General features: G+C 52.4%; 17 protein-coding genes. 10 read left to right on the top strand and 7 right to left on the bottom strand.

The genetic code is table 11. From position 1 onward, the window contains the following. Positions 1-167 precede the first annotated feature (167 nt). The 7 genes from AC3Y5R_RS03085 to AC3Y5R_RS03055 all read left to right on the top strand — a co-directional run bounded on the left by AC3Y5R_RS03085 (position 168) and on the right by AC3Y5R_RS03055 (position 8,734). A complete protein-coding gene (locus AC3Y5R_RS03085) occupies positions 168-875 on the top strand; it encodes a GNAT family N-acetyltransferase (RefSeq protein WP_489920088.1) in 708 nt (235 codons plus the stop codon). 153 nt (positions 876-1,028) lie between these two features. After that, positions 1,029-1,454, top strand: coding sequence for a DUF2231 domain-containing protein (locus AC3Y5R_RS03080; protein ID WP_489920087.1), 426 nt, complete (start codon positions 1,029-1,031; stop codon positions 1,452-1,454). Positions 1,455-1,466: 12 nt separating this feature from the next. After that, positions 1,467-2,780, top strand: coding sequence for a PQQ-dependent sugar dehydrogenase (locus AC3Y5R_RS03075; protein ID WP_489920086.1), 1,314 nt, complete (start codon positions 1,467-1,469; stop codon positions 2,778-2,780). Between the two features lie 99 nt (positions 2,781-2,879). After that, positions 2,880-3,656 (top strand): siderophore-interacting protein, encoded by a 777-nt coding sequence (locus tag AC3Y5R_RS03070; protein WP_489920085.1) that lies wholly within the window; start codon positions 2,880-2,882, stop codon positions 3,654-3,656. Then, on the top strand, positions 3,656-4,138 hold the full coding sequence (locus tag AC3Y5R_RS03065; RefSeq protein WP_489920084.1) for a PadR family transcriptional regulator: 483 nt from the start codon (positions 3,656-3,658) through the stop codon (positions 4,136-4,138). Before AC3Y5R_RS03070 ends, AC3Y5R_RS03065 begins: the two co-directional genes overlap by 1 nt. A 776-nt stretch (positions 4,139-4,914) precedes the next feature. Beyond that, on the top strand, positions 4,915-6,066 hold the full coding sequence (locus AC3Y5R_RS03060; protein ID WP_489920083.1) for a glycosyltransferase family 4 protein: 1,152 nt from the start codon (positions 4,915-4,917) through the stop codon (positions 6,064-6,066). 277 nt (positions 6,067-6,343) lie between these two features. Next, a complete protein-coding gene (locus tag AC3Y5R_RS03055; RefSeq protein ID WP_489920082.1) occupies positions 6,344-8,734 on the top strand; it encodes a membrane-bound PQQ-dependent dehydrogenase, glucose/quinate/shikimate family in 2,391 nt (796 codons plus the stop codon). An 80-nt stretch (positions 8,735-8,814) separates the two neighbouring features. Here AC3Y5R_RS03055 and AC3Y5R_RS03050 read toward each other — a convergent pair whose 3' ends face one another. From AC3Y5R_RS03050 to AC3Y5R_RS03025, 6 genes are read right to left on the bottom strand one after another with little or no spacing between them, the layout of a single operon-like run. Further along, a complete protein-coding gene (locus AC3Y5R_RS03050; protein ID WP_489920081.1) occupies positions 8,815-10,449 on the bottom strand; it encodes a GMC family oxidoreductase in 1,635 nt (544 codons plus the stop codon). Next, entirely contained in the window at positions 10,446-10,973 is a 528-nt protein-coding gene (locus AC3Y5R_RS03045) for a sugar dehydrogenase complex small subunit (protein WP_489920080.1), read from the bottom strand. The genes AC3Y5R_RS03050 and AC3Y5R_RS03045 overlap by 4 nt, the downstream gene beginning before the upstream one ends. Then, entirely contained in the window at positions 10,957-12,318 is a 1,362-nt protein-coding gene (locus AC3Y5R_RS03040; RefSeq protein ID WP_489920168.1) for a c-type cytochrome, read from the bottom strand. Before AC3Y5R_RS03040 ends, AC3Y5R_RS03045 begins: the two co-directional genes overlap by 17 nt. 57 nt (positions 12,319-12,375) lie before the next feature. Continuing rightward, positions 12,376-13,089: a hypothetical protein gene (locus AC3Y5R_RS03035; protein ID WP_489920079.1), complete on the bottom strand. Its 714-nt coding sequence runs from the start codon at positions 13,087-13,089 to the stop codon at positions 12,376-12,378. A 59-nt stretch (positions 13,090-13,148) separates the two neighbouring features. Next, positions 13,149-14,294 carry a beta-propeller fold lactonase family protein gene (locus AC3Y5R_RS03030; protein WP_489920078.1) on the bottom strand — a complete coding sequence of 382 codons (1,146 nt, stop codon included), beginning with the start codon at positions 14,292-14,294 and terminating at the stop codon, positions 13,149-13,151. 29 nt (positions 14,295-14,323) lie between these two features. Next, entirely contained in the window at positions 14,324-15,637 is a 1,314-nt protein-coding gene (locus AC3Y5R_RS03025; RefSeq protein WP_489920077.1) for an MFS transporter, read from the bottom strand. A 223-nt stretch (positions 15,638-15,860) separates the two neighbouring features. On the opposite strand from AC3Y5R_RS03025, the gene AC3Y5R_RS03020 reads away from it, so the two are divergent. From AC3Y5R_RS03020 to AC3Y5R_RS03010, 3 genes are all read left to right on the top strand, one after another. Then, complete coding sequence (locus tag AC3Y5R_RS03020; RefSeq protein ID WP_489920167.1) at positions 15,861-16,892, top strand: LacI family DNA-binding transcriptional regulator; 1,032 nt, start codon at positions 15,861-15,863, stop codon at positions 16,890-16,892. A gap of 154 nt (positions 16,893-17,046) precedes the next feature. Continuing rightward, the gene (locus AC3Y5R_RS03015; protein ID WP_489920076.1) at positions 17,047-17,844 is read left to right on the top strand and encodes a DUF1460 domain-containing protein; all 798 of its coding nucleotides are present in this window, start codon (positions 17,047-17,049) and stop codon (positions 17,842-17,844) included. 113 nt (positions 17,845-17,957) lie between these two features. Next, positions 17,958-21,248, top strand: coding sequence for an autotransporter outer membrane beta-barrel domain-containing protein (locus tag AC3Y5R_RS03010; RefSeq protein ID WP_489920075.1), 3,291 nt, complete (start codon positions 17,958-17,960; stop codon positions 21,246-21,248). A gap of 95 nt (positions 21,249-21,343) precedes the next feature. On the opposite strand, the gene AC3Y5R_RS03005 is transcribed toward AC3Y5R_RS03010, so the two are convergent. Continuing rightward, entirely contained in the window at positions 21,344-22,045 is a 702-nt protein-coding gene (locus tag AC3Y5R_RS03005) for a molybdate ABC transporter substrate-binding protein (RefSeq protein ID WP_489920074.1), read from the bottom strand. Between the last annotated feature and the right edge of the window lie 6 nt (positions 22,046-22,051).

Genomic DNA, 22,051 nt, shown 5'->3' with positions numbered 1-22,051 from the left:
CGTGGGTTCAGCCACTTTTCCACCCCTTCCGACGGGAGGGGCCGGCTGCAGAAGAAACCCTGCACCTCATCGCAGCCCAGGCGGGTTCTGCAGGGCTGACGTTTCCTTAGACAGCCCGTATTCTCTGGCGTATGTTGTTGTTTTCATCTGCGAAAAGGAGAGGAAACGTGTCAGTCAGAGTCAATGAATATCAGCAACCAGTGGGCGAGTCGCTTGAAGCCTGGACCCCGCGTCAGCGGCCGGATCGCGTGACGCTGAAAGGGCGCTTCTGCATGCTGGAACCGCTGCACAGCGCCCGTCACCTGGCGGATTTGTATCAGGCTTATGGAAAGGCAGGCGACGGCAGAGACTGGACGTATATGTTCAGCGGTCCGTTCAGCGATGAAGCGGCTTTTCGCCGCCATATTGAGAGCGCAGCAGCGAGCGAGGATCCTCTGCATTATGCGGTAATTGATCTGGCAAGCGGCAGGGCTGTCGGCACGTTAGCGCTGATGAGGATCGAACCGGCGCATGGGGTGATGGAAGTCGGGCATGTGGCCTTTTCCCCTGACCTTAAGCAGACGCCAGTGTCCACTGAAGCCCATTTTTTGCTGATGACCTATGCCTTTGAGCAACTGGGTTATCGTCGTTATGAATGGAAATGCGACAGCCTGAACGCCCCTTCATGTAAAGCTGCGGAACGTCTTGGTTTCAGTTATGAAGGGCTGTTTCGCCAGGCACTGGTGTATAAAGGGCGCACGCGAGATACCAGCTGGTTTTCCATAATCGATGCCGAATGGCCAGCGGTGCGTACCGGCTTTGAGCGCTGGCTGGATGCGGGCAATTTCGATGCGCATGGCAGGCAGCGCCGGAGTCTCGCCGCACTGCGAGGCTGACAATCTCCCCGGGTCTGCTGCTTAAGTGGCAGACCCGGTTGTATTTAGTACTCACATTTCCGCACATAAAATCATTAAATTTACTAACCTTTTACAGGTCAGCGTGACCGGCAGGGTGTCGCTCACGTTCGTTTGATAAAAGGAGCCGGTTTAATGACCTCACAGGCAACAGCATCACAGTCCACCCTTGCCGTGGCCGTTTATTCTCTGTTACATCCCGTCACGCCCGGTTTTTTCGTCGGTGCCTGGCTGTTCGATATCATTTATATTTACAGCATGGAACCGCTCTGGATCCGGGCGGCAAGCTGGCTTATTGCATTGGGCCTGGTGATTTCCATTCTGCCGCGATTAATCAATCTGGCTCAGGTGTGGGTGGGGGTCTCATATCCTGTGCACTCGGCGCAAAAGATCCATTTCTGGGCTTACCTTGTGGCAATCCTGCTGGAGATTTTTAACGCCTTTATCCATAGCCGCGATGCTTATGCTGTGGTTCCCGCTGGCGTAATCCTGTCTACAGTGGCGGTGATACTGATCCTGTTCGCTAACCTGCAACTCGCCCTGCGCGAACGCAGCGCTTAAGGAGGAGTGACAATGAAGAAAATAACCTTACTTTCCCTGCTGACCGTCTCCGTTTCCTTAACTCTGGCGGGCTGCGATCAGGCAGCAAAAATCGATCCGGCCAGACAGACTGGCGCAAATCCTGAGCTACCGCCGTCGCAAAACTTTCTGATCCCGCCGATGCAGGTTCCCACCGGTACACCCTGGAAGCAGGGGGAGAAACCCAGCGTTGCCAAAGGGCTGAAAATAGAAAAAGTGGCGGAAGGTTTTCAGCATCCACGTCAGCTTTATACGCTGCCGAACGGCGACATTCTTGTGGTGGAGGCCAGCGGACCGCCCGCGCCAACCAGCCAGCCTAAGGAGTTGATTACCGGGTTGATCAAAAATGCTTCCGGCAAAGGCGGCCCGGGCGGCAATCGCATCACGCTGCTGCGTAACAGCAACGGAGATGGCAAAACCTGGGAAAAACATCCTTTCCTGCAAAATCTGTACTCGCCTTTCGGCGTCCAGTTGATTGGTGACTCGCTTTATGTGGCAAATGCCGATGCGCTGATGAAATATCACTATGAGAGTGGCGCGACCAGCATCACCGGGCCGGGCACTGTACTGGCCGATCTGCCGGGTGGCCCCATTAATCACCACTGGACCAAATCTCTGCTGGCCAGTCCGGATGGCCGCAAGCTTTATGTTGGCGTCGGCTCCAACAGTAACATCACTGAGAATGGCATCGGTGCGGAATATCGCCGGGCGGATATTCTTGAGGTAGATGTCGCCTCCGGAGCCAGCCGGATCTACGCCAGCGGATTGCGAAATCCTACCGGGCTGCAGTGGGAGCCGCAGACCGACAAGCTGTGGGCAATAGTCAATGAACGCGATGAGATCGGCGCCGATCTGGTGCCGGACTATATGACCTCGGTTCAGGAGGGGGGCTTTTACGGCTGGCCTTACAGCTATTACGGCCAGCATGTGGACGAGCGTGCTCAGCCTCAGCGTCCGGATCTGGTTGCTAAAGCCATCAGGCCGGACTACGCCCTCAGTTCGCACGTTGCTCCGTTAGGGCTGTGGTTCTATACCGGCAGCAACCTGCCGGAGGAGTATCGTGGCGGAGCGTTTATCAGCGAGCATGGCAGTTGGAACCGCAAACCGCTGAATGGTTATCAGGTGGTCTGGGTGGCGTTTAAGGACGGTAAGCCGGTCGGTCTGCCAAAACCGGTGGTGACGGGGTTCCTGACGGAAGATCAAAAAGAGGTGCGAGGACTGCCTGTCGGCATGACAATGGATAAGCAGGGCGCCCTGATGATTGCCGATGATGCGGGCAATGTGGTGTGGCGGGTCACGGCGCAGTGAGATTTTTCTTGCGTTCAAGATATATCATAGATATATTTTAAGGCTAATGAGAATGAGTCATATTACTCTTTAGCCTTTCCCGCACCGAGGAGAACCATCTTGTCAGAGACCCCAAGCCGCGCACCTTATCGCGTCAGAAACGAACTGCGTTTTCGTCCGGTAGAAGTGTTGTCAAAAGAGCTGATTGCCGACAGCTTTTACCGCATTGAACTGGGTGGTGAAGCGCTGTCTGGCTTTACTTCACCTGGTTTTGATGACCATATCAAAGTGTTCTTCCCCGATATCCAGACAGGGGAGTTCCACCTGCCGGAAATCACTGAAGATGGCGTGGTGTGGAAAGACGGTATACGCCCGGCCGCGCGTGATTACACACCGCTGTTCTTTGATGGCAAAAGCAGCCTGACGCTGGACTTCTACGTGCATGAATCCGGGCTGGCCAGTGACTGGGCAGCTCAGGCCAAACCGGGCGATAAGCTGGCAATCGGCGGACCACGCGGTTCACTGATTGTGCCGGAAGATTATCTTTTCCAGCTGTACGTCTGTGACGAAACCGGGTTGCCTGCCTTTAAACGCCGTCGTCAGAATATGACCGGAAAAATTAAACTTTACGCCTGGGCTGATGAAGCAACAGGAAGCGCCTACCTTCAGGATCTGACTGGTGTGGAAGTCTGCTGGCTGGGCAGCGGCAAAATGAACGCTGAAGCGGTGAACAGCCTGGTGGCTGAACTCGACAAGCTGAAGATCCCGGAAAAGGATTACTTTATCTGGCTGACCGGTGAAGGGACGGCGGTTAAGCAACTCAGCGACTATTTTACCGCGCAGCGCGGGCTGGCCGCCGATTACGTGCGGGCCGTGTCTTACTGGTACCATAAATAATGAACAGAAAGCGCCGTGAGAAGATGCTGGATGCAGGCGATATTCGCCTGCTGATGCTGCATTTTATTGCGCAGGGGACTGCGCATGGCTATGAGCTGATCAAATCTGTCGAAGATTTATCAAAAGGGGAGTACACCCCCAGCCCGGGCATCATTTATCCTAATCTTTCCCTGCTGGAGGAGAGGGATCTTATCCGGGGGGCTGACCCGCAGGCCGCGCGCAAAGCGTTCAGCCTGACCTCCGGGGGAGAGCTTCAACTGCGGCAAAACCAGGAAGCTGTCCATCTTATTATCAGCAGGCTCTCTTCACTGGCGGTGCTGGTCAACAACCGCAGTATCCCTGAAGTTGAACGCGCTATTCACAATATGAAGATGGCTCTGCATACCCGCCTGTCGCAGCCCAATTTATCTCAGCAAACGCTCCACCAGATTATTGATGCGCTGGACGAAGCGGCGAAGAAAATTGAGAGAAGCCCGGAATAATCCAACCGGGGAAGAAAGCATAATCCCCAGAATCAGATGACGCTCGTAAAAAGGTATTAACTCTTATTGGTCAATTTTATTAATGTATGGGGGTGGGGAGGTAATCCTCTTTAGTTGTTGGATATTTGTAGCCCCATCACTGAATTTTCCTCTCCTGCATCACCCCGTGGCTCAATGTATGTTCACTTATACTTAACTTTAATCGTTTTTTGATTTCATGTTTATTATGAATTGATTCACGATTCAACAAAAATATATGTCAAATTTCTAATATTAGCATTCGTCAACAAAACCCATGTAAAATGAAAGAATAATTGCAAATGGTTTATCAATTTCCGTAAGATAATCTGGCATCTATTACATCTCATTAACGGGGGGTTAATTAAGAAAAACCTCAGATACCAATCTGAAAATTAACGAAAGGGTTTAAATATAGCAATAATATCAAGGAATTGAGCTGTTGTGCATGTTGCAACTTTACTATCCGAAAAAGAAGAAATGAATGTCATAAGCCAGTAATGGCAAGAGAGTAAAGATGAATTATTGTGCAGATCTTAACTTTGTCTTACAAAATAGTTTAGCCGGAATGTGTAATGGTTATGGAGTAAATTCCCTCAGAAATATATTAAGAATTACCCTGGGTTTACAGCAAAAAAAAACTGTGGTGTTCTATTGGTATACCCGGATTGGGTAACCAGGGAAGATTTCTTTCTATTTATTACTATAAAGACCTGCTTCATGCGGTTTATATTTCTTTCCTTAATGAGGTGGCTGTAATGAGAGTTGGTGTATCTAATGATAACTACCCTGAAAAAAGGACGATAATTGTCGATTCCGGCGTTGAATACGTAAATTATAAAAACAAAAACCTGTATTACTATCTCAACCTCTTTAATCAGAAAGTGTTAAAAAAACGCAAAAACTTTCTGTTTAAACCGGTCATACAGCTGCAACAGCCTGATGTCGATATTTTCCATCTTTTCAATGAAGTAGCGCTGACCGATCGCAAGTGGGTGGCGACTTTCGAAACAGAACTTCCCCGCATCCTGCCTCCGCCGAGCGGCAATAAAAGTGAAAACATTTCCGAGCTGAAGAAGCTGTTTCCGGCACTTGCCGCGGGGAATTGCGTGGCGCTGATTGCGCTTTCTGGCGCGGCTTACAGAATGGAAAAAAAATTATTTCGCAGTAGTCCGGAAGTATCAGACGCCATTCTGAATAAAATGGTGGTCATTCACCCGCCGCAAAAACTTTATGTTCAGAAGCGTGAGCCACGGGCGAACGCGCAGCCAGTCCACTTCGTTTTCGTCGGTAATGAGTTTTACCGCAAAGGGGGCGGAGAAGTGGTGCGTGCTTTTGAACAGCTGCTGACGGAAGGAAAAATTCAGCCCGATCAGGTGAAAGTCACGCTGATCGGTGACCTGGAAAAACGCCATAACTATGCGCTGGGGAAACATCAGGACGACCCGCAATTCTCCACGGTCACAGAAGCGGCTATAGCCGGACACAGCATCTTTGACCATGTCAAATTTATACCTAACGAGCAGGTATTGTCGCTACTGCAGAAAGCCGATGTTGGTCTGCTGCCCACCTGGGCCGAGACTTATGGTTTCTCGGTGCTGGAGATGCAGTCCTGCGGCTGTCCGGTGATCACCACCAACGTCCGTGCACTGCCGGAGATTAATCCGCTGGAAGCAGGCTGGCAAATCAGCCACGAGCTGAACGATGACTGGGAGTATTCAGTCCTGTCAGGCATGGATCGTGACAAGCTTCGTCAGCAGACCGTGAAGCAGTTGAAGGAGTTGATTCTGGACATTGTCTCGCAGCCGGAACAAATCACCCTCAAAGCAAATGCTGCCATTGAACGAATCCGTATCGAGCATGATGTGGAAGCCTATCAGGCGAAGCTCCGTACGCTTTATAATCAATAGTGATCGTTTCTCTGCCCGCTGCTGAAGAAGTTCCGTCAGCGGGCAGGTGATAACATGCCTGACCTGAAAAGATCCACAAAAAATCCCCCGATCCACACATTACCAGTCCGGTTATTTTCTCAGCAATTAAATAGTCCAACCCATACGAAATAATCACCTAAAATACATAAATTAATTACTATTTTTTTCTGAAGTGATTTTAGTTAAATTTGTGTTGTAGAATCGTAAGGGTTCGTAAGGATAATAATTATCCATTTGTTTACATTGAGAGAAGAAAATGATTAACAAATTAACAAGTATTGTTATAGCGATATTGGGTCTCGCTATGCTTTACATGGGTGGAAAGCTGCTAATGGTCGGGGGTTCACCGTTTTATGCCCTGATGGCGATTGGCCTGCTGATTACCGCAGTTGCGCTGTTTAAAAACAAAAAATTCGCGTTGTCCATTTACGCCATAATAATGTGGATTGTCCTGGCATGGATGATTTATGAAGTCGGGTTCGATAAATGGCAGTGGATCCCGCGTGGCGATCTGATCGGCCTGATCGGCGTCTGGTTGGCTATGCCCTGGGTGGTTCGCCCGCTGTCAAAAGCGCAGAACCCGGCCCGCACGGCAAACTTCCATCCTTTCCTCGGTACTACCGTCATTGTCATGATTGCCATCGTCATTGGCCTGATGTTCTACGATCCGTACCCGCAGGAAGGCAATATCACCACTCAGCGTAACCCGCTCTCTGATGCGACGGCGGGTAATGACTGGACCGCTTACGGCGGCAGTGACAATGGCCAGCGTTTCTCCAATCTGAAACAGATCACTAAAGATAACGTCAGCAATCTGGAAGTGGCCTGGACTTATCATACTGGCGACCTGCGCGATGCTCAGGATGCCAGCGAATATACTTTCGAAGCCACCCCGCTGAAGGCAAATAACACTGTCTATTTCTGTACGCCACATAACGAGGTTCACGCGCTGAATCCGGAAACCGGTGCGCTGAAATGGAAATATGAGCCAACCAAAGATCGCTCTTATTTGCAGCAGCACCAGACCTGCCGTGGTGTGAGTTATTATGAAGCGCCGGAAGCGCCAGCACAGAACAGCGTTCAGCCTGCCACCGTGGCTAATTCTCCTGCGGTTTGCCGCAAGCGTATTTTCAACGCGGCTAACGATGCCAAATTGCTGGCACTGGATGCTGACACCGGCAAACTGTGCAGCGATTTCGGCAATAACGGCATCGTAGATTTAACCGAAAATATGGGCAAAATTCGCCCACACGCGCTGATGCAGACCGCTGCTCCGCTGGTTGCCGGTAATCTGGTGATTGTGGGCGGTTCGGTGATGGATAACGGCTTCAACAGTGGCAACCCGTCTGGCGTGATCCGCGCTTATGACGTGATTACCGGTCGCCTGGTGTGGAACTTCGACCCGGCTAATCCGGATAACACCCAGCCGCTGCCAGCCGGTCAGACCTATCCGCAGGACACGCCTGTGGCCTGGGGCACGCTGAGTGCCGACATGAAAAATGGCCTGGTCTATGTGCCTTTCGGTAACGCCTCACCGGATGAGCTGGGCCTTAAACGCGATCCGGACAGCAACACCGAGAAGTTCCGCGACACGCTGGTGGCGCTGGATCTGAAAACCGGTGCGTTCAAGTGGCGTTTCCAGTCTTCAAAACATGACTTGTGGGATCGGGATAACCCGTCTCAGCCTTCGCTGCTGGATATCGACTATCAGGGCAAACGCCAGCCGGTGGTGATCCTGCCAACCAAGACCGGTAACCTGTTTGTGCTGAACCGTCTGACCGGCCAGCCGGTGTATCCGGTTAACCAGGTTGATGTTTCAACCAAAGGCATTGAAGGTGAGAAATATTCACCGATGCAGCCGGTTTCTGCACTGAACTTTATCCCGGATCCGCTGAAAGAGAAATCGATGTGGGGCCTGACGCCGTTCGATCAGATGGCCTGCCGTATCGACTTTAAATCCATGCGTTACGATGGCAACCCGTGGACGCCATCCACCGAAGCGGGCAGCATTATCTTCCCGGGTAACATTGGTGTCTTCAACTGGGGCTCTGTGGCTGTCGATCCGCAGCGTCAGATCCTGATCGCTTCCCCGGTTCGTCTGGCATACAAATACAATCTGGTGAAGCGTACGCCGCAGACTGAAGATAAACGTCTGATTACCAAAGACGGCACGCCGTACTGGAACGAAAACTTCAACGGTGATTATGCTATCCATATCCAGCAGTTTGCCTCAAGCCTGGGTATTCCATGTATCGCGCCACCGTGGGGCCGTATGGTGGGTGTTGACCTGACCACCGGTAAAACGGAGTGGCTGCGTCGCGTTGGTACTACCAAAAACCTGAAAACGACCTTCCTGCCTGGCCGCTTCCCGATTGGTTTCCCGATGGGAATGGTGGCGCACGGTGGTCCTCTGACCACGGCGGGCGATCTGGTGTTCCATGGTGCCACGGCGGATAACTTCTTCCGCGCGTATGACATCAACACCGGTAAACTGCTGTGGCAGACCGAGCTGCCAGCCGGTGGCCAGGCGACGCCATCTACCTATATGGGCGCGGATAACAAACAGTACGTTATCATCGCTGCGGGTGGACACGGTTCACTGGGCACCAAAGAGGGTGATGCCGTGGTGGCATACCGTCTGAAATAAGTCACAACGCCGGGTGGGTAGTTTCCGCCCGGCGTCACTCTTTATCTGCTCCCGCGACAAATACCTCCTCAGCATTTCCACTACACTTTCACCGTTTTCAGCAAATGCTCCGCCAGCCTCAGGCTCAACGCTGCGCCGGTCAGCGTCGGGTTCATACAGGAAGCTGAAGGCATCACGCTGGTTCCGGCAATAAACAGGTTAGGGTGGTCGTGGCACTGACAGTGTCGGTTAACCACTGAAGTCTTTGGATCATCGCCCATAATTGTCGTGCCCATAATGTGCTGGCGATCCTGATAGCCCGTGTCGATTTTCGACACTTCTGCATTGAGCAGCCGGGTAAAGCGATCAAAATCTTTCAGCCCCTGTTCTTTGCCCGCGTGCCAGTAATCAGTGACGCTGTAGTAGATTTCCGGCACCGGGATGCCTATCGCGTCCTTTTTGCTTTTGCTGGGCACAATGCGGTTTTCAGGCAGCGGCAGAGTCTCAAAATCGATGGCAAAGTTCAGTGAACGGGCGGACACTCGCTTCAGCTCTTCATCCAGCTTTGAACCGAGTACGCCTTTCGCGATCAGCCCTGCCGCATAGTCTGCGGTGGGCACGGTGTTACGCACTTTTATTTTGTAGCTGGGGAAATCCTTGCGGAATGCGCCATCCCTGTTGTTGAGATAAACCAGCAATTCTGTTGGTCCCTGGCCGGGCCAGACATCTTCATTCATCATCACATTCATGCTGATGCCGGTATGGCCCATCAGGTTGCGTCCAACCTGATCGGAACGGTTAGCGATACCGGTGGGATATCGCTCTGAAGTGGACATCAGCAACAGCTTGGGTGATTCAATGCCATAAGCAGCCAGCACAAAGTGATTTGCGGTCAGAGTGTGGTTGGAGCCATCCGGTTTGCGGTACCAGATAGCGGTAATTTTCCCCTCGTCGTCTGCTTCGATTTTATACACCACGGAATTATCCAGCAGCCTGGCACCGTGGCGTTCTGCCTCGTCGATATGCATGGAACCGTCATATTTGGCACCAATCGGGCAAACGGGATTGCAATTATTATTGCCCGCGCAAACCGGGCGTTTGCCATAAGGGCGGGTGGCGCGACCGTTGGGTTCGAGAACCGGGTTGTAGCCTCCTTTCCCCAGCAGCTCCGACAGGCGAGTAAAGAGGTAGCTCGGTGCCAGTCCCTTCATCGGGAATGGTGTGGATCGTGGTGGCCAGGCACCTCCGCCATGACCGCTCTCGTCCTGCCCCTCCATGCCGGAGACGCCAAGTTCCTGTTCGGCCTTGCCGTACCACGGTTCCAGCTCCTGATAGTCAAACGGCCAGTCGCGCCCACGGCCATACAGGCTTTGCAGCCTGAAATCATTGGGGATCATGCGCCAAAGCGCGGAGCCAAAGTGCCAGGTGGTGCCGCCGACCACGCGCAGATATTTGGTTGGATATTTCACCGGACCGGTTTGCTGCAGATAGTCACCGTAGGTGGAAGGGACATGGGGCAGATCCGGATAGGGCGATCCCACACCCTGCAGCTTCATGTTAGTCAGCGACATTTTAAAAGGTGAATCGCGGAAACGCTCCACGATATCCTGACGCCTGATGCGAGGTCCGGCTTCCACGATGATCACGGATTTCCGCGCTTTCGCCAGTTGTGTGGCGATCAGACCGCCCATCACACCTGAACCGATAATAATGACGTCTGCGTCTGGTATGGTCATGCTGCCTTTCCTTTCTCTGTCTGCGGCTTGCTGCCCCATGAATCCGGGCCGCCGCCATAGGTTGGCACCACCAGAATGCCTCTGGTGGGCAGATACATCATCGCTTCGGCATAGGCGATCAGTTCACTGTCTGCGCCTTCTCCCACCACGCCCGTGTACCAGCTGCCGATAATCAGTGCGGCGGTATGGCGCAGGGGATCTTCATCATTAACCGCCTGAAGAAAATCATCGACATGGGCGAAATGATGGCTGTCCAGAAACGCTGCCAGCGAGTTTAATCGGACCGCGAAATCGGCATAATGTTTGTTCAGCGCAGCAAGGTAGCGCTGGCCGAGGAGCTGGCTGGTCCGGCGGCTGACCAGAAATGAGGAGACATCTGCAAAATTAGTGTCACGGACTTGCTGAGCAACTGCCAGCTGTGCGGGGAACAGTGAGGCACAAACGCTGCTGAGTGAGAGTACCGCCATGCCTTTCAGTAACCGACGGCGGCTTAACCCCACTGGAACATTATTTTGCTGAGGCATGTGATCTCCTTCTTCTGACTATCACTGTTCCGGCCACGCCAGCCAGCAGGATGATGATTCCTACTCCCGCCAGTACGGCAGGGCGTGTCAGCCTGACCAGCAGCGGTGTTTCGCCTCCTTCGCGCAGCGTTTTGACCTGCGCAGCGGTCACGGAAATCTGTGGATTGCCGAAGTTTTTCAGCACGTAATTGCTGACATCGGCAATCTGCCGGTCGCTGAGTCGGGTGGTGAAATCCGCATCCTCTCCAAAGGCTGGCATTGAAATCGCCTTGCCATTCACCTCACGCTGCACGCCATACAAAATGGCTGACACAAGATTGTCCGGGTGCTCTGCGCCTGTGGCGCTGTTGTGATATAGCGAAGGATACTCAGCATTGCCCTGGCCATTGGACTGATGGCAGTTAGCGCAGCTGCCGCTGAAGACTTTCCAGCCAGGATCAACCGGCGTCTGGCCGCGCAACCGTTGCTCGCTATCCGCAGCTTTGCCATAACTGTCGCGTGGCATCGCCGCGCCATTGTTGATGGCTGGCACCTGGCGCAGATAAGCCACCATTGCCTGTATATCGCGGTCAGAAAGGTGCTGCAGGCTGTGTTCGATCGCTTCGGCCATCGGTCCCGCCGCCTGGGCTTTCCCGCTGAGATGACCCGTTTTCAGATACTGTGCAAGCTCAGCGCTGCTCCAGTTACCAATGCCGGAATGCGGATCGGGGGTAATGTTTGGCGCATACCAGCTGCCCAGGCTGCCGCCGGAAAATGCTTTGGTGTTCTGCTGGCCCATCAGCGCATTTCGCGGAGTGTGGCAGGTGTCGCAATGCGCCAGTGCGTTAACCAGATAGTCGCCACGGTTGATCTCCGGCGATTTATTCGCCGTCGGGGTAAAGCGCTCAGCAAACAGCAGATTCCACACGCTCATTGAGACACGAATATTAAAAGGGAAGGGAAGATGGGTTGGTGGTACAGGAGTATCAACCGGTTGAACACCGTGCATAAAATATTGATAGAGCGCGTGGATATCTTGATCGCTTATTTTTGCATAGGAGGTGTAGGGCATCGCCGGATAGAGGTGCTGTCCCTGCTTATTGATTCCCTGACGCACCGCGCGGGCGAACTCCTCTTCGCTGTAATCTCCAATGCCTTCGCTGCGCGATGGGGTGATATTACTGGCGTAAACGCTTCCCATCGGGGAGCGGATTGCGTATCCGCCCGCCATTGGCGCACCATGATGAGGTGACGTATGGCAGGCACCGCAGTCCGCAGCCGTTGCGAGATACTTTCCTTTAGCGATCGTGTCTTCCTTTGCGCAGGCCAGCGTAATGTGCCCTGCGGTTAAAAAGATCAGCCCCATCGCCAGAGGCAGACTCAGTCTTCTCACCTGACATGCTCCTGTAACGAAACGCGGAACTTAAAGCAGCTCGTAATCGTTGAAGATCAGCGGGGTTTCTCCGCCGTTGGTCAGCTCAACCTTTTCCGGCTGGGTCAGCATTGCGTCGCCCCGGTGGATCCTGACTTCTTTATTGCGGTTTGGCTGACCGGGGATGGATTCCAGCAGGCGGCCTTCAGTAAAGAAGACCCGCACGCCTGGCCCATGCTGCGTATACAGAGTGGTGCTCTCGCCGGGTTGCAGGGTGACTTTCCAGCCCCTGACGGTTTTCTGATCCAGTACCTGATTAAAAACAGGTTTGTCTGGCCGGGTGGCCCCGCCAAAGTGCTGCGGGCCGGGTTGCTTAATTTCAAAAGCAACCTGCTGGTTCAGTGTGGTGCCGGTATTGGTCACCTTATCCGTCTCAGATCTGCCCTGATGCGCGCCGAACTTGACGTTGCCACTTTTCATCTCGCCGTCTCTGGCGGGTTTATCCGGGTATGAGGTGTGCGTCAGGCTGCCGTCAATATGGGTGTTGACGTAGTCGAGGTGTTGCTCATGAAACAGCGTCGACTGGCCGGGACGGATCATCACCCGCATCACGGTTACGTACTGGTTTTCCAGAATAACGTGATGTAGCGGTTCGAGATTGGTGGCGACGACCGGTTCGGCTGCCAGCACTGCAGGGGAGGTGGCCAGCACAAGCAGGCCGGTGGCGCACAGGGCGGAAAACAGGGGATGCGTATTGTGGTTCATAAAAACTCCTGTTGTGGCACATTGTTAGCACGGGAAACCCTCCCGGACCTCTGCTGATACTACTCTTCGACCAGTGAAATCCAGTTAGCCCCTTTCCCGGTGGGATAGCGGCCAACCAGCGTCAGCGCACCGGTTATGCCAATGGTGTAAAGGGAAAGCTGGGTGGACTTCTGTCCGGATTCGATCAGAAAGCGCCCGCTGTTATCAATAGCGAAACCGCGAGGCTGCTGTTCAGTTTTGATGCTGCTGAGGTAAGTCAGATGTCCGTCGGTGGGATCAACGGAAAACGATGACAGGGTGCTGCTGGTGCGCTCCGTGGAGTACAGATAACGCCCGTCCGGCGTCAGCTGGATATCGGCCTGCCAGATGCGCGGTTTGTGCGACGGTGGCAGGTCATCATCACCGGTCAGCGGACGGGCCTCGCCACGCTGCAGATCTTCCTTCGGCGACACGGAATTCACATCTTCAACCGGCGTGGCAGTGCCGTCTTTGTTCAGCGTCAGTCGGGTAATATTGCCGGCCATTTCGGTCAGAATGTACATATTGCGCTTACCCTGTTTATCCAGGTTCGGCGCAATGACAAAGTGGCGTGGACCGGTGGCGGCTTCGCTCTGAATATTGATAAACGCCGGATTGTTCGGCGTGACCTTGCCGGTAGCGGCATCAAAATGGAACTGCAACAGCTGATCAGCACCCAGCAGCGTGACGTAGAGATAATGATTGGTGGGATCGACCTGAATGGCGTGTGCCCGCTTGCCGGTATGCACCACCTGCACCGGTTTTGCTTCCACCAGGCCGTTGCTGTCGATGCGATTAATGCTGAACAGATCGCCGCCGTAGGAGGCGCTCAGCAGGAAATGCCCCTGTTTGTCCGTGGAGAGATAAGCCATGCTCTCCGGCAGCGGCGACTGGCCGATTTTTTCCAGCTTGCCATCCGGCTGGATACGATAGGCCACCACGCTGTACGGTTTACTGCGCACTGAAACGTAGAGCATCTTTTTGTCCGGTGAAACCACCGATGACATGGCCTTGGCACCTGCGGGGAATGCGCCCACCGGGACCAGCGTCATTTTGGTTTTATCCAGCTGGTAACCGGTCACCGTTCCGCTGTCGGCATTGGAAACATACACCAGGCTTTGCGCCTGAACGCTGCCTGCCAGCGCTATCATCGAGACCAGGGCGCCTGCATAAAGACTGTTTTTCATTGTTATATCCAGTTTGTAGGGGGGGAGGATTAAGCTTTGTGATTCACGGTCATCACTTCACTGACTTCTGCGGTTTTTTTAATCTCCAGCGGCTCGATTTTTCCCATGATGAACATGAAATTAAGCGCACCGAACAGGCAGATACCGCCTGCCACCAGCAGGGGGACCACAAACGAACCGTGGCTCAGGGTCAGCATCAGACCGGTAAAGGAAGCAGTAACGATGCCCGCCAGGTTGCCGGCGAAGTTCTGGATACCGCCAAGCGTGCCGACATAACCCGAGTTTGGTGCGACGTCTGCCGGTAAGGTCCAGATATTGGCGGCGGTGAACGCCAGACCTGCATAGGTCAGGGAGAAGAGTGTCAGGATCACTGCCACGCTGTCGGTGAAGGCGGCGAAGGCGATGACCGAGGAGAGCAACATACCACCGATCAGACAGGTTTTACGGGCAGTGGTCAGCGAGAAACCTTTGCGATACATCCAGTCTGAGGTGATGCCGCCCAGCAGGCTGCCGGGAATGCCCATCAGTGCCGGAATGGCCCCGAGCGTCCCCAGTTCTTTCAGCGAGAAACCATGCGCCATGGTCAGGTAGGTGGGAAACCAGGTGACGAAGAAATAGGTGGCGAAGTTCATGCAGAAGAAGCCAATCATCATGCCCCACACCGTACGGTAACGGAACAGACCGCCGATATTGACCTTCTCGTTTTTATCCACGCTGTGGACGCTGCGATCGGCCAGCAGGTTCTGCCGTTCCTGTTCGTTCAGGCCCTTCATCTCTTCCGGTTCGCGATAGAACAGCAGCCAGATGGCAACCCAGGCCAGCCCCAGCCCGCCGGTGACCACGAAAGAAGTTTCCCAGTCCCAGGTACTGATTAACCACGCCACCAGCGGCAGGGCGATGGCGCTTCCAGCACGCGGACCGGCGTCAAAGATGCCGCTGGCGGTGGCGCGCTCTTTTTTGGCAAACCAGGAGTAAACCACCTTGGCGCAGCCGGGATAGCCACCGGACTCACCCAGCCCGAGCATCAGACGGGAGGCAAAGATCGAGGTGAAGCCACGGCCAAAAGCAGTAAACACGGTAAACAACGACCACCAGCCAACGGCAATAGCCAGTCCGGCACGTGCGCCCAGGCGGTCAATCAGGCGACCGGCCGGAATTTGCATCAGGGCATAAGTCCAGAAAAAGGCACCGAGGATCAGCCCCATACTGGTGTCATCCAGTCCGAGATCCTGTTTAATATGTGGTGCAGCGATGGCCAGATTGATGCGATCTATGTAATTGATGGCGATGGCGAAGAAGCAAAATGCGATCATCAGCCAGCGGACCCGTGGGTATCTACGCATGGTGAATTCCTTTATTATCTCGGTGTTTTCAGAAGGGCTGATGCGGCGAATGCCCGTTTGTTTGTTATCAAATGGTGATAAATTACAGCTCTATTGATAATATGATGTTAAAAGTAAGCGATTACAAAAATCAGTCAAGGTAAAAGTAAGCGCTTTCAAAATGAACCCCTGGTTGTCTGCTGAATTTGTGGACGACGTCACTAATTTCACCTGGAGCCTGAAGATGACCGATAAGCCTTCTCCCCCTGTAAGAGTTTCTCTGGAAGACGTGGCTCTGCGTTCGGGCGTCTCTACGGCAACGGTTTCCCGGGTACTGAATGGCAGCACGACCGTGCGGCAGTCGCGGCGGGAAGCGGTGGAAAAGGCGTGTGAGGAGCTGGGCTACGTGATTAACCGCGCAGCGCGGACGCTGGCCTCGCGGCGCAGCATGACTATTGGGGCAGTGGTTCCCACGCTGGCTACGGAGACATTTTCCCGACCGCTGGCGACCTTCCAGCAGAAGATCCACCAGTCAGGCTATACGATGCTGCTGGCCAACTCGGATTTCGATCCGGAGACCGAGCTGAAGGAAGTGAACAAGCTGGTGGAGTACGGCATTGACGCGCTGATGCTGGTCGGCAATTCACATCATCCTCGTTTGTGGGAGCGGATCACCCAGCAGGGCATCCCGTGTATTCAGACTTTTTCTGTCGACCAGCGTTACCCGAGCGTGGGTTACGACAACGAGCAGGCAGCGGGGGAGTTAACTGCGCATTTACTGGGGCTGGGTCATAAAATTTTTGGCGTGATTGTCGGGACGCCGCCCTCAAACGATCGCGTTTCTGACCGTATCACCGGAACGAGACAGGCGCTGGCGGCAGCGGGATTAGGCATTGATGAAGCCAATCTGATCAACAGCGCCTTCACGATGAATGACGCGCGGCAGTCGATGTTCCGGCTGCTGGACGGGCCAAATCCGCCGACCGCAATAATCTGCGGCAACGATCTGCTGGCCTTTGGAGCGATGCGGGCAGCAGGCGAGCGCTACCTGCGCATTCCGAATGATATTTCTATTACCGGATTCAACGACTATGAATATTCGGAGCATCTGGAACATCCGCTGACCACCATGAGAGTGGAGCTGGATCAGATTGGCGTCTGCGCAGCGGAATATCTGCTGGCAGAATTAAACGGCCAGCCAGCACAGCGACAGACACTGTTGAAACCGGAGCTGATTGTGCGTGGCAGTACCGGGTCAGCACCACGGGGGCGTTGAGCCACCGTGACAATTAAAAATATGTGAAATGATGCACGGTATAAAATATTAATCTCCCTATTATTAAACACACTGTTAACGGCAATGCATGATGTGTTGCCGTAAAGGAATGAAGTTATTAAGTTGAAAGGAATTAAGCTGAAGGAGACAGCGAATGAGAAAGTACCCTTTATTATTACTGATAGCCTGTCTGGCATCCTGTGCCATGAAAAGTAAAACAGACTATCAAACTCAGATAGATCCTGACACCGAAGCAAAAGCCAATACTATAATACAATCCGTTGTTATCCCGGAAACAGGCATCCTGCCAGGCGATATGATCGCTCATATCTCTGAATCTTTCCTGGGCACTCCCTACAAAGCTGATACGCTCACAGGCTCTACCACTACCAAAGAGGTGCTGGTTGCTGACTTTAATGGGGTCGATTGTTTTACGCTGATTGATTACGTGCAGGCGCTTAGCCTGTCAAAAAATACGGGAGATTTTCTGCCTGAATTGGTAAAAACACGGTACGTCGGCGGGAAGGTCGATTATCTGCATCGTAAACATTTCTTCACCGACTGGTATGCAACGCTTCCAAAAAATGCTGAAGATGTGACGGCAACTGTCAGCAATAATTATGTCATGGTAAGAAAAAACCTGAACAGAAAGGCTGATGGAGGAGAGTACATTGCCGGACTTGGTATTATCCCGCGTGAAATAAAATACATACCAGGTGACTCACTCAATAATTCCATTTTGAAAAACCTCAGGAACGGCGATTTTATTGGTGTCTATACCCCTCAGGAAGGGCTGGATGTTACACACGTTGGCATCGTCATTAAAGTGGATAATGAAGTGTGGTTCAGAAACGCTTCCTCGCTTGGAAAAAACATGAAGGTTGTTGATACACCGCTGCTGGAATATATGAAAACTAAACCGGGTGTTATTGTGTTGCGCTCAGTCGAATAATACAAGACAGAATGCTAATCCTGCCTGGTTATTCAGGTTGTCTCGTCAGGCTCTGGATTGTGAAAGCAGTATAAAACCAGGATTTTGTTATTCCATGCGCCAGGATGGCAAAAATGAAAAAACTATTACTGGCAACTTCCGTAATGATTTCTCTGTTCAGCAATAAACTCTTTGCTGTGCAAAGTTATCTGGTTTACAGCCCACAGGAAGTTGCTGTGTTTGAGGTTCGTTTCTTTGATACAGGGGATGGTCCCTTTATGTCTGACTGGCCCAAACCTTTAGCGTCGACATGGGATCTTAATCAACAGCAAAAAGAAAAAATACTGCACGCTATGCGTTACTGGGCCGAAATTATTACTCCACTGCCGGGTGAACTGCCTGCCATTGTAAATGTGGGCACGTTTAATGATGTGAATGCTGCTGGTAGCAGCGACTCAGTCACGGATGGGATGACCAGTATCACTCAGTTACAGGGAGCCATGACGGGCATTGATACCGGTGATTTATCGTTTGGATCTCACGCTCAGTTCATTATGGGAAAAATGGATTTTGATGATGTGCCATATGTCCCCTCGCAGCTTCCCAGAACCGGCCATACCGATCTGGTCAATGTTGCCGTTCATGAACTCGCTCATGGTCTTGGAATTACAAGTATGGCTTCCGACTACAACGGAGCCTTTACTCCTGCTTTTGACTTTTTCCCGTTAGGGACCTGGACGGCCTCATTGCGCGATGATAATGGGAATGCGGCTTATCCGGGGCAGGTAATAGTCTGTCAGGGGTGCAATAATCAACTGGTTCCATGGGGATTTGATGTGCGAAAAGACCAGGGGTATTTTACGGGGGAACATGTCAGTGAAGTTCTTGCCGGGGAGATGTCTGGCATTCCGGTGAAAATGCTGGATGATTATGGATATGTTGATACTGATTATATGAGTCATATTGAACTGAAAAACAGCATGATGAGTCATCAGAATTACCGTAATTATATGACGTTTATGGAAGCCGAACTGGCCTTGCTGCAGGATATGGGGTATCAGATTGACAGGCGTAACTTTTTCGGTTTCTCACTTTATGGTAATGGGAAGGTGTTGATTAATCAGCACGGATATTTTTTACGTGATAGCACTAATGGCGGCTATCAGCAGGGAGAGTATAACACAGCAACGTTAGGCTTAGGGCTCCATGTTTACGGCAGCAATAACACAATATATCAACAGGCTGATTTGTTAACTTCAGGTGTGGGTGGTGCAGGTATTCGTATTGATGGACAAAACAATACTCTGACAATTGAGCCGGAAACGCAGGTCCATGCTGACGGAATCAATGGCCGGGGAGTGTTGTTCGCTTATGGTAAAGACCACAATTTAATTCAGCGTGGTGATGTGCAGTCTGTGGGGATGAACGGCATCGCCATCAGTTTTGACTTTGGTGATAATTCACTGGGGAATAATGCTGAGTATCGCGGCTCATGGATTCATTATGTTGAAGGTTACGCCGTCCCATTATTACCGGAGCTGACAGGGGCGCTTGTGGATAACGTAGATATCAGTGGTCGGGTGGCAGGGAAAGGTGCGGCTATCTATCAGTCGCCGAATGCTCTCGTTAACCATATTAATATTCTGAATGGAGCAAAAATTCATGGTGATATTTACTCCGATTATAGTCAACAGGACATTTACGGCCTGCAGCGATTAACCGATCTGTCTTTTGGTCAACGAGCTGATACTGAGGGGCGGGCTACCGGGGAACCGGATCCTCTCTTTCGGTTCAGTTATAAGGGGAAAATTGAGGGGATCGATAACTTTGCCCTGAATATGTTGGGCGGAACCACTTCACTTACCGGAACCCATAAAATTTACAGCCTGTATGTTGCTCCGGGCGCAACCCTGACAGGTTACAGTCATTACACCCTGAATCAGGCAGGAATGTTCATCAACAGGGGAACATTTATCCCCGGCGAGGCTATGGGGAAAGCCAGCATTGTCGGCAATTATCAGCAGGGTGCTGATGGAGAGTTGCGACTGGGCATTGATGGTAGCGGAGGGCATGACACCCTGGAAGTTAAAGGTCATGCTGAATTCAACGGCAGGTTGTCTTTCGTCCCGCAACGGGACTGGTATTCACCAGGCTGGCGGCTGAACTCAAATGAATTTTTAAAAACCACCTCGTACAGTGGCCAGTTCAGTGAAATAACCGGGCTGTTCCTTTCGCCCACGTTGAAATTAACGGCAGTTCCGGCAACAAATAATGACTGGATGCTGCGAATGTCACGTGCTCAGGATGCTTACAGTCAGTATGGACGGGATCGCAACGAAAAGAGCACAGGAACTGCGCTGGATAGCATTGTCGGTCAGGCGCAACCGGCGATACAGAAGCTTTATCGTGCGCTAGATTTTTCTGCAGCTGACGGCAGTGATATCGTCAGTGCGCTTCAGCAGCTTTCCCCCGCAGCCTGGGGTTCAATGTTTGCAAGCTCACTGCATCGGGAGCAGCAGATCGCGGATATAATCAGTGACTTGAGCTCAAAAAACGGCCAGATAAAACAAGCAGATGAATGGATAAGTTTTGCAATTCCATTCGGTGGAAACTTTGAGCGGCAGCATCAGGCATACAGATCCGGCTACCGCTCAAACAGTTATGGGATGATAGTAGGCGCGGAAAGGCAAAATGGTAATAAGCGGGTATTTGGCTTTCACGGCGCAGTAAGTGGGCAGTCAGTCACGATGAAATCGCCGGATTCAGGAACTGGCAAAACCACGGCTTTTAACCTTGGCTTGCAGGCCCGTTATGGTTTCACGCAGCAGGAAGGAGGGTATCTGTCTGGAAACGTGCGCGTTGGTGTGGAAGATGGCTGGCTGGAGCGCCGCGTGCGGGTGGGGGATTATACAGCTAACCACCGGGCAAGCTGGACGGGTCTGGCCGGGTCAGCATCCCTTGGGGGCGGGTATAATTTTTCATTAAGCGATAACAACAATGTGGGGCCGGTAGCCGGCCTGAATTACACAATGTTGCACCGGCCGGGTGTGACGGAAAACGGTGATGGCAGCGGTCTTAAACTGGGATCGGCAACGTTTAACTCCCTGCGTTCCAGTGTTGGAATGAAATACAGTGCGAATTATTCTCTTTCCTCCGGGACGAAAATTTCAACAGACTTAAAGCTTACCTGGGACCACGAGCTACTTGATACAAGCCTGACGCAAACAGCTAATTTTGCTGGTTACGGCCGGAGCCGCTTCACTCACCGCAATCAGGTTGTGGGGCGCAATGCACTCGGGATAAAAACAGGTATACGTTATCAGATTAACAGAGATGTCGAACTGGGTGCCGGAGTGAGTAGCGAACTGTTTGGTTCCGGTTATGATTCACTGTCAGGTGACCTTTCCGTGAGCTGGCATTTCTGAACATGTTGATATGCATAAATTATTGCCCGGTGCGATTGAATGCAAGCCGGGCAGGCTGAAAGCGTGTTCTTGTTACTTAAAGAGCGCCGGAGGGGTTAATCCCGGCACTCCAGCCCAAAAGCCTCATATGCCTTACGCGCCTCTGCAGAACGCAAGGTATCGAGCAGCATAGCAGCCCCTTGCGGGTTAGCTGCATTGCTGAAAATCCCGCCGGAGAATGACGTCACTTTTTGTACTGCCTCAGGCAACGGACCGATAACTTTGATTCCCTCTACCGTCAGCAACTCGCTGATCTGCTGCACTGCGATATCAGCATTCCCCTTTACCAGCTGCTCAGCGGTAAAACCTTCCGGGATGGTCGTTGCCCGCGCATTAATCTCATCTTCAATCCCCAGCGTCTTCAACAGCGTCTGGAAATAGATCCCACTCGCGCCACCCAGAGAATAAGCCACTGACTTTGCATTCAGCAGGGCGGATTTTAACGCCTCCACGCTACTGATATCGGGTGCCTGAGCATCGGGCAGCATGGCAAGGCCGATCGAAGAGTCAACCAGCTCAACCCGGCTTTCCGCTACAATCACTCCTTCCGCTATCGCCCGATCCATAACTGGGACGGTCAGGATCACCGCATCGGCTCTCTCTCCGGCGGCCATTTTCTTTTCAATGATCGAGGTTGGATTCCAGTCAATCAATAACGGCTGGTCAGGATGTTGATGCTGCCAGTCGCTCTCCAGCCCGATAAACGGTGCGCGAATTGCCAGCGAGCTGAACAGGCGGATTTCTTTTGCATTTGCCATCATTCT

It is taken from the genome of Erwinia sp. 009765445 (genome assembly GCF_058137865.1).
Note: the sequence above shows the minus strand (reverse complement) of the source record. Positions and strands in the feature narration are given on the sequence as shown.

What these genes read in the sequence shown, in the direction of transcription:
- AC3Y5R_RS03050 (WP_489920081.1), bottom strand. Translation starts at nt 10,449, where the DNA reads ATGACCATACCAGACGCAGACGTCATTATTATCGGTTCAGGTGTGATG.
- AC3Y5R_RS03020 (WP_489920167.1), top strand. Translation starts at nt 15,861, where the DNA reads ATGACCGATAAGCCTTCTCCCCCTGTAAGAGTTTCTCTGGAAGACGTG.
- AC3Y5R_RS03080 (WP_489920087.1), top strand. Translation starts at nt 1,029, where the DNA reads ATGACCTCACAGGCAACAGCATCACAGTCCACCCTTGCCGTGGCCGTT.
- AC3Y5R_RS03025 (WP_489920077.1), bottom strand. Translation starts at nt 15,637, where the DNA reads ATGCGTAGATACCCACGGGTCCGCTGGCTGATGATCGCATTTTGCTTC.
- AC3Y5R_RS03040 (WP_489920168.1), bottom strand. Translation starts at nt 12,318, where the DNA reads ATGGGGCTGATCTTTTTAACCGCAGGGCACATTACGCTGGCCTGCGCA.
- AC3Y5R_RS03015 (WP_489920076.1), top strand. Translation starts at nt 17,047, where the DNA reads ATGAGAAAGTACCCTTTATTATTACTGATAGCCTGTCTGGCATCCTGT.
- AC3Y5R_RS03065 (WP_489920084.1), top strand. Translation starts at nt 3,656, where the DNA reads ATGAACAGAAAGCGCCGTGAGAAGATGCTGGATGCAGGCGATATTCGC.
- AC3Y5R_RS03075 (WP_489920086.1), top strand. Translation starts at nt 1,467, where the DNA reads ATGAAGAAAATAACCTTACTTTCCCTGCTGACCGTCTCCGTTTCCTTA.
- AC3Y5R_RS03035 (WP_489920079.1), bottom strand. Translation starts at nt 13,089, where the DNA reads ATGAACCACAATACGCATCCCCTGTTTTCCGCCCTGTGCGCCACCGGC.
- AC3Y5R_RS03055 (WP_489920082.1), top strand. Translation starts at nt 6,344, where the DNA reads ATGATTAACAAATTAACAAGTATTGTTATAGCGATATTGGGTCTCGCT.
- AC3Y5R_RS03010 (WP_489920075.1), top strand. Translation starts at nt 17,958, where the DNA reads ATGAAAAAACTATTACTGGCAACTTCCGTAATGATTTCTCTGTTCAGC.
- AC3Y5R_RS03005 (WP_489920074.1), bottom strand. Translation starts at nt 22,045, where the DNA reads ATGGCAAATGCAAAAGAAATCCGCCTGTTCAGCTCGCTGGCAATTCGC.
- AC3Y5R_RS03060 (WP_489920083.1), top strand. Translation starts at nt 4,915, where the DNA reads ATGAGAGTTGGTGTATCTAATGATAACTACCCTGAAAAAAGGACGATA.
- AC3Y5R_RS03030 (WP_489920078.1), bottom strand. Translation starts at nt 14,294, where the DNA reads ATGAAAAACAGTCTTTATGCAGGCGCCCTGGTCTCGATGATAGCGCTG.
- AC3Y5R_RS03045 (WP_489920080.1), bottom strand. Translation starts at nt 10,973, where the DNA reads ATGCCTCAGCAAAATAATGTTCCAGTGGGGTTAAGCCGCCGTCGGTTA.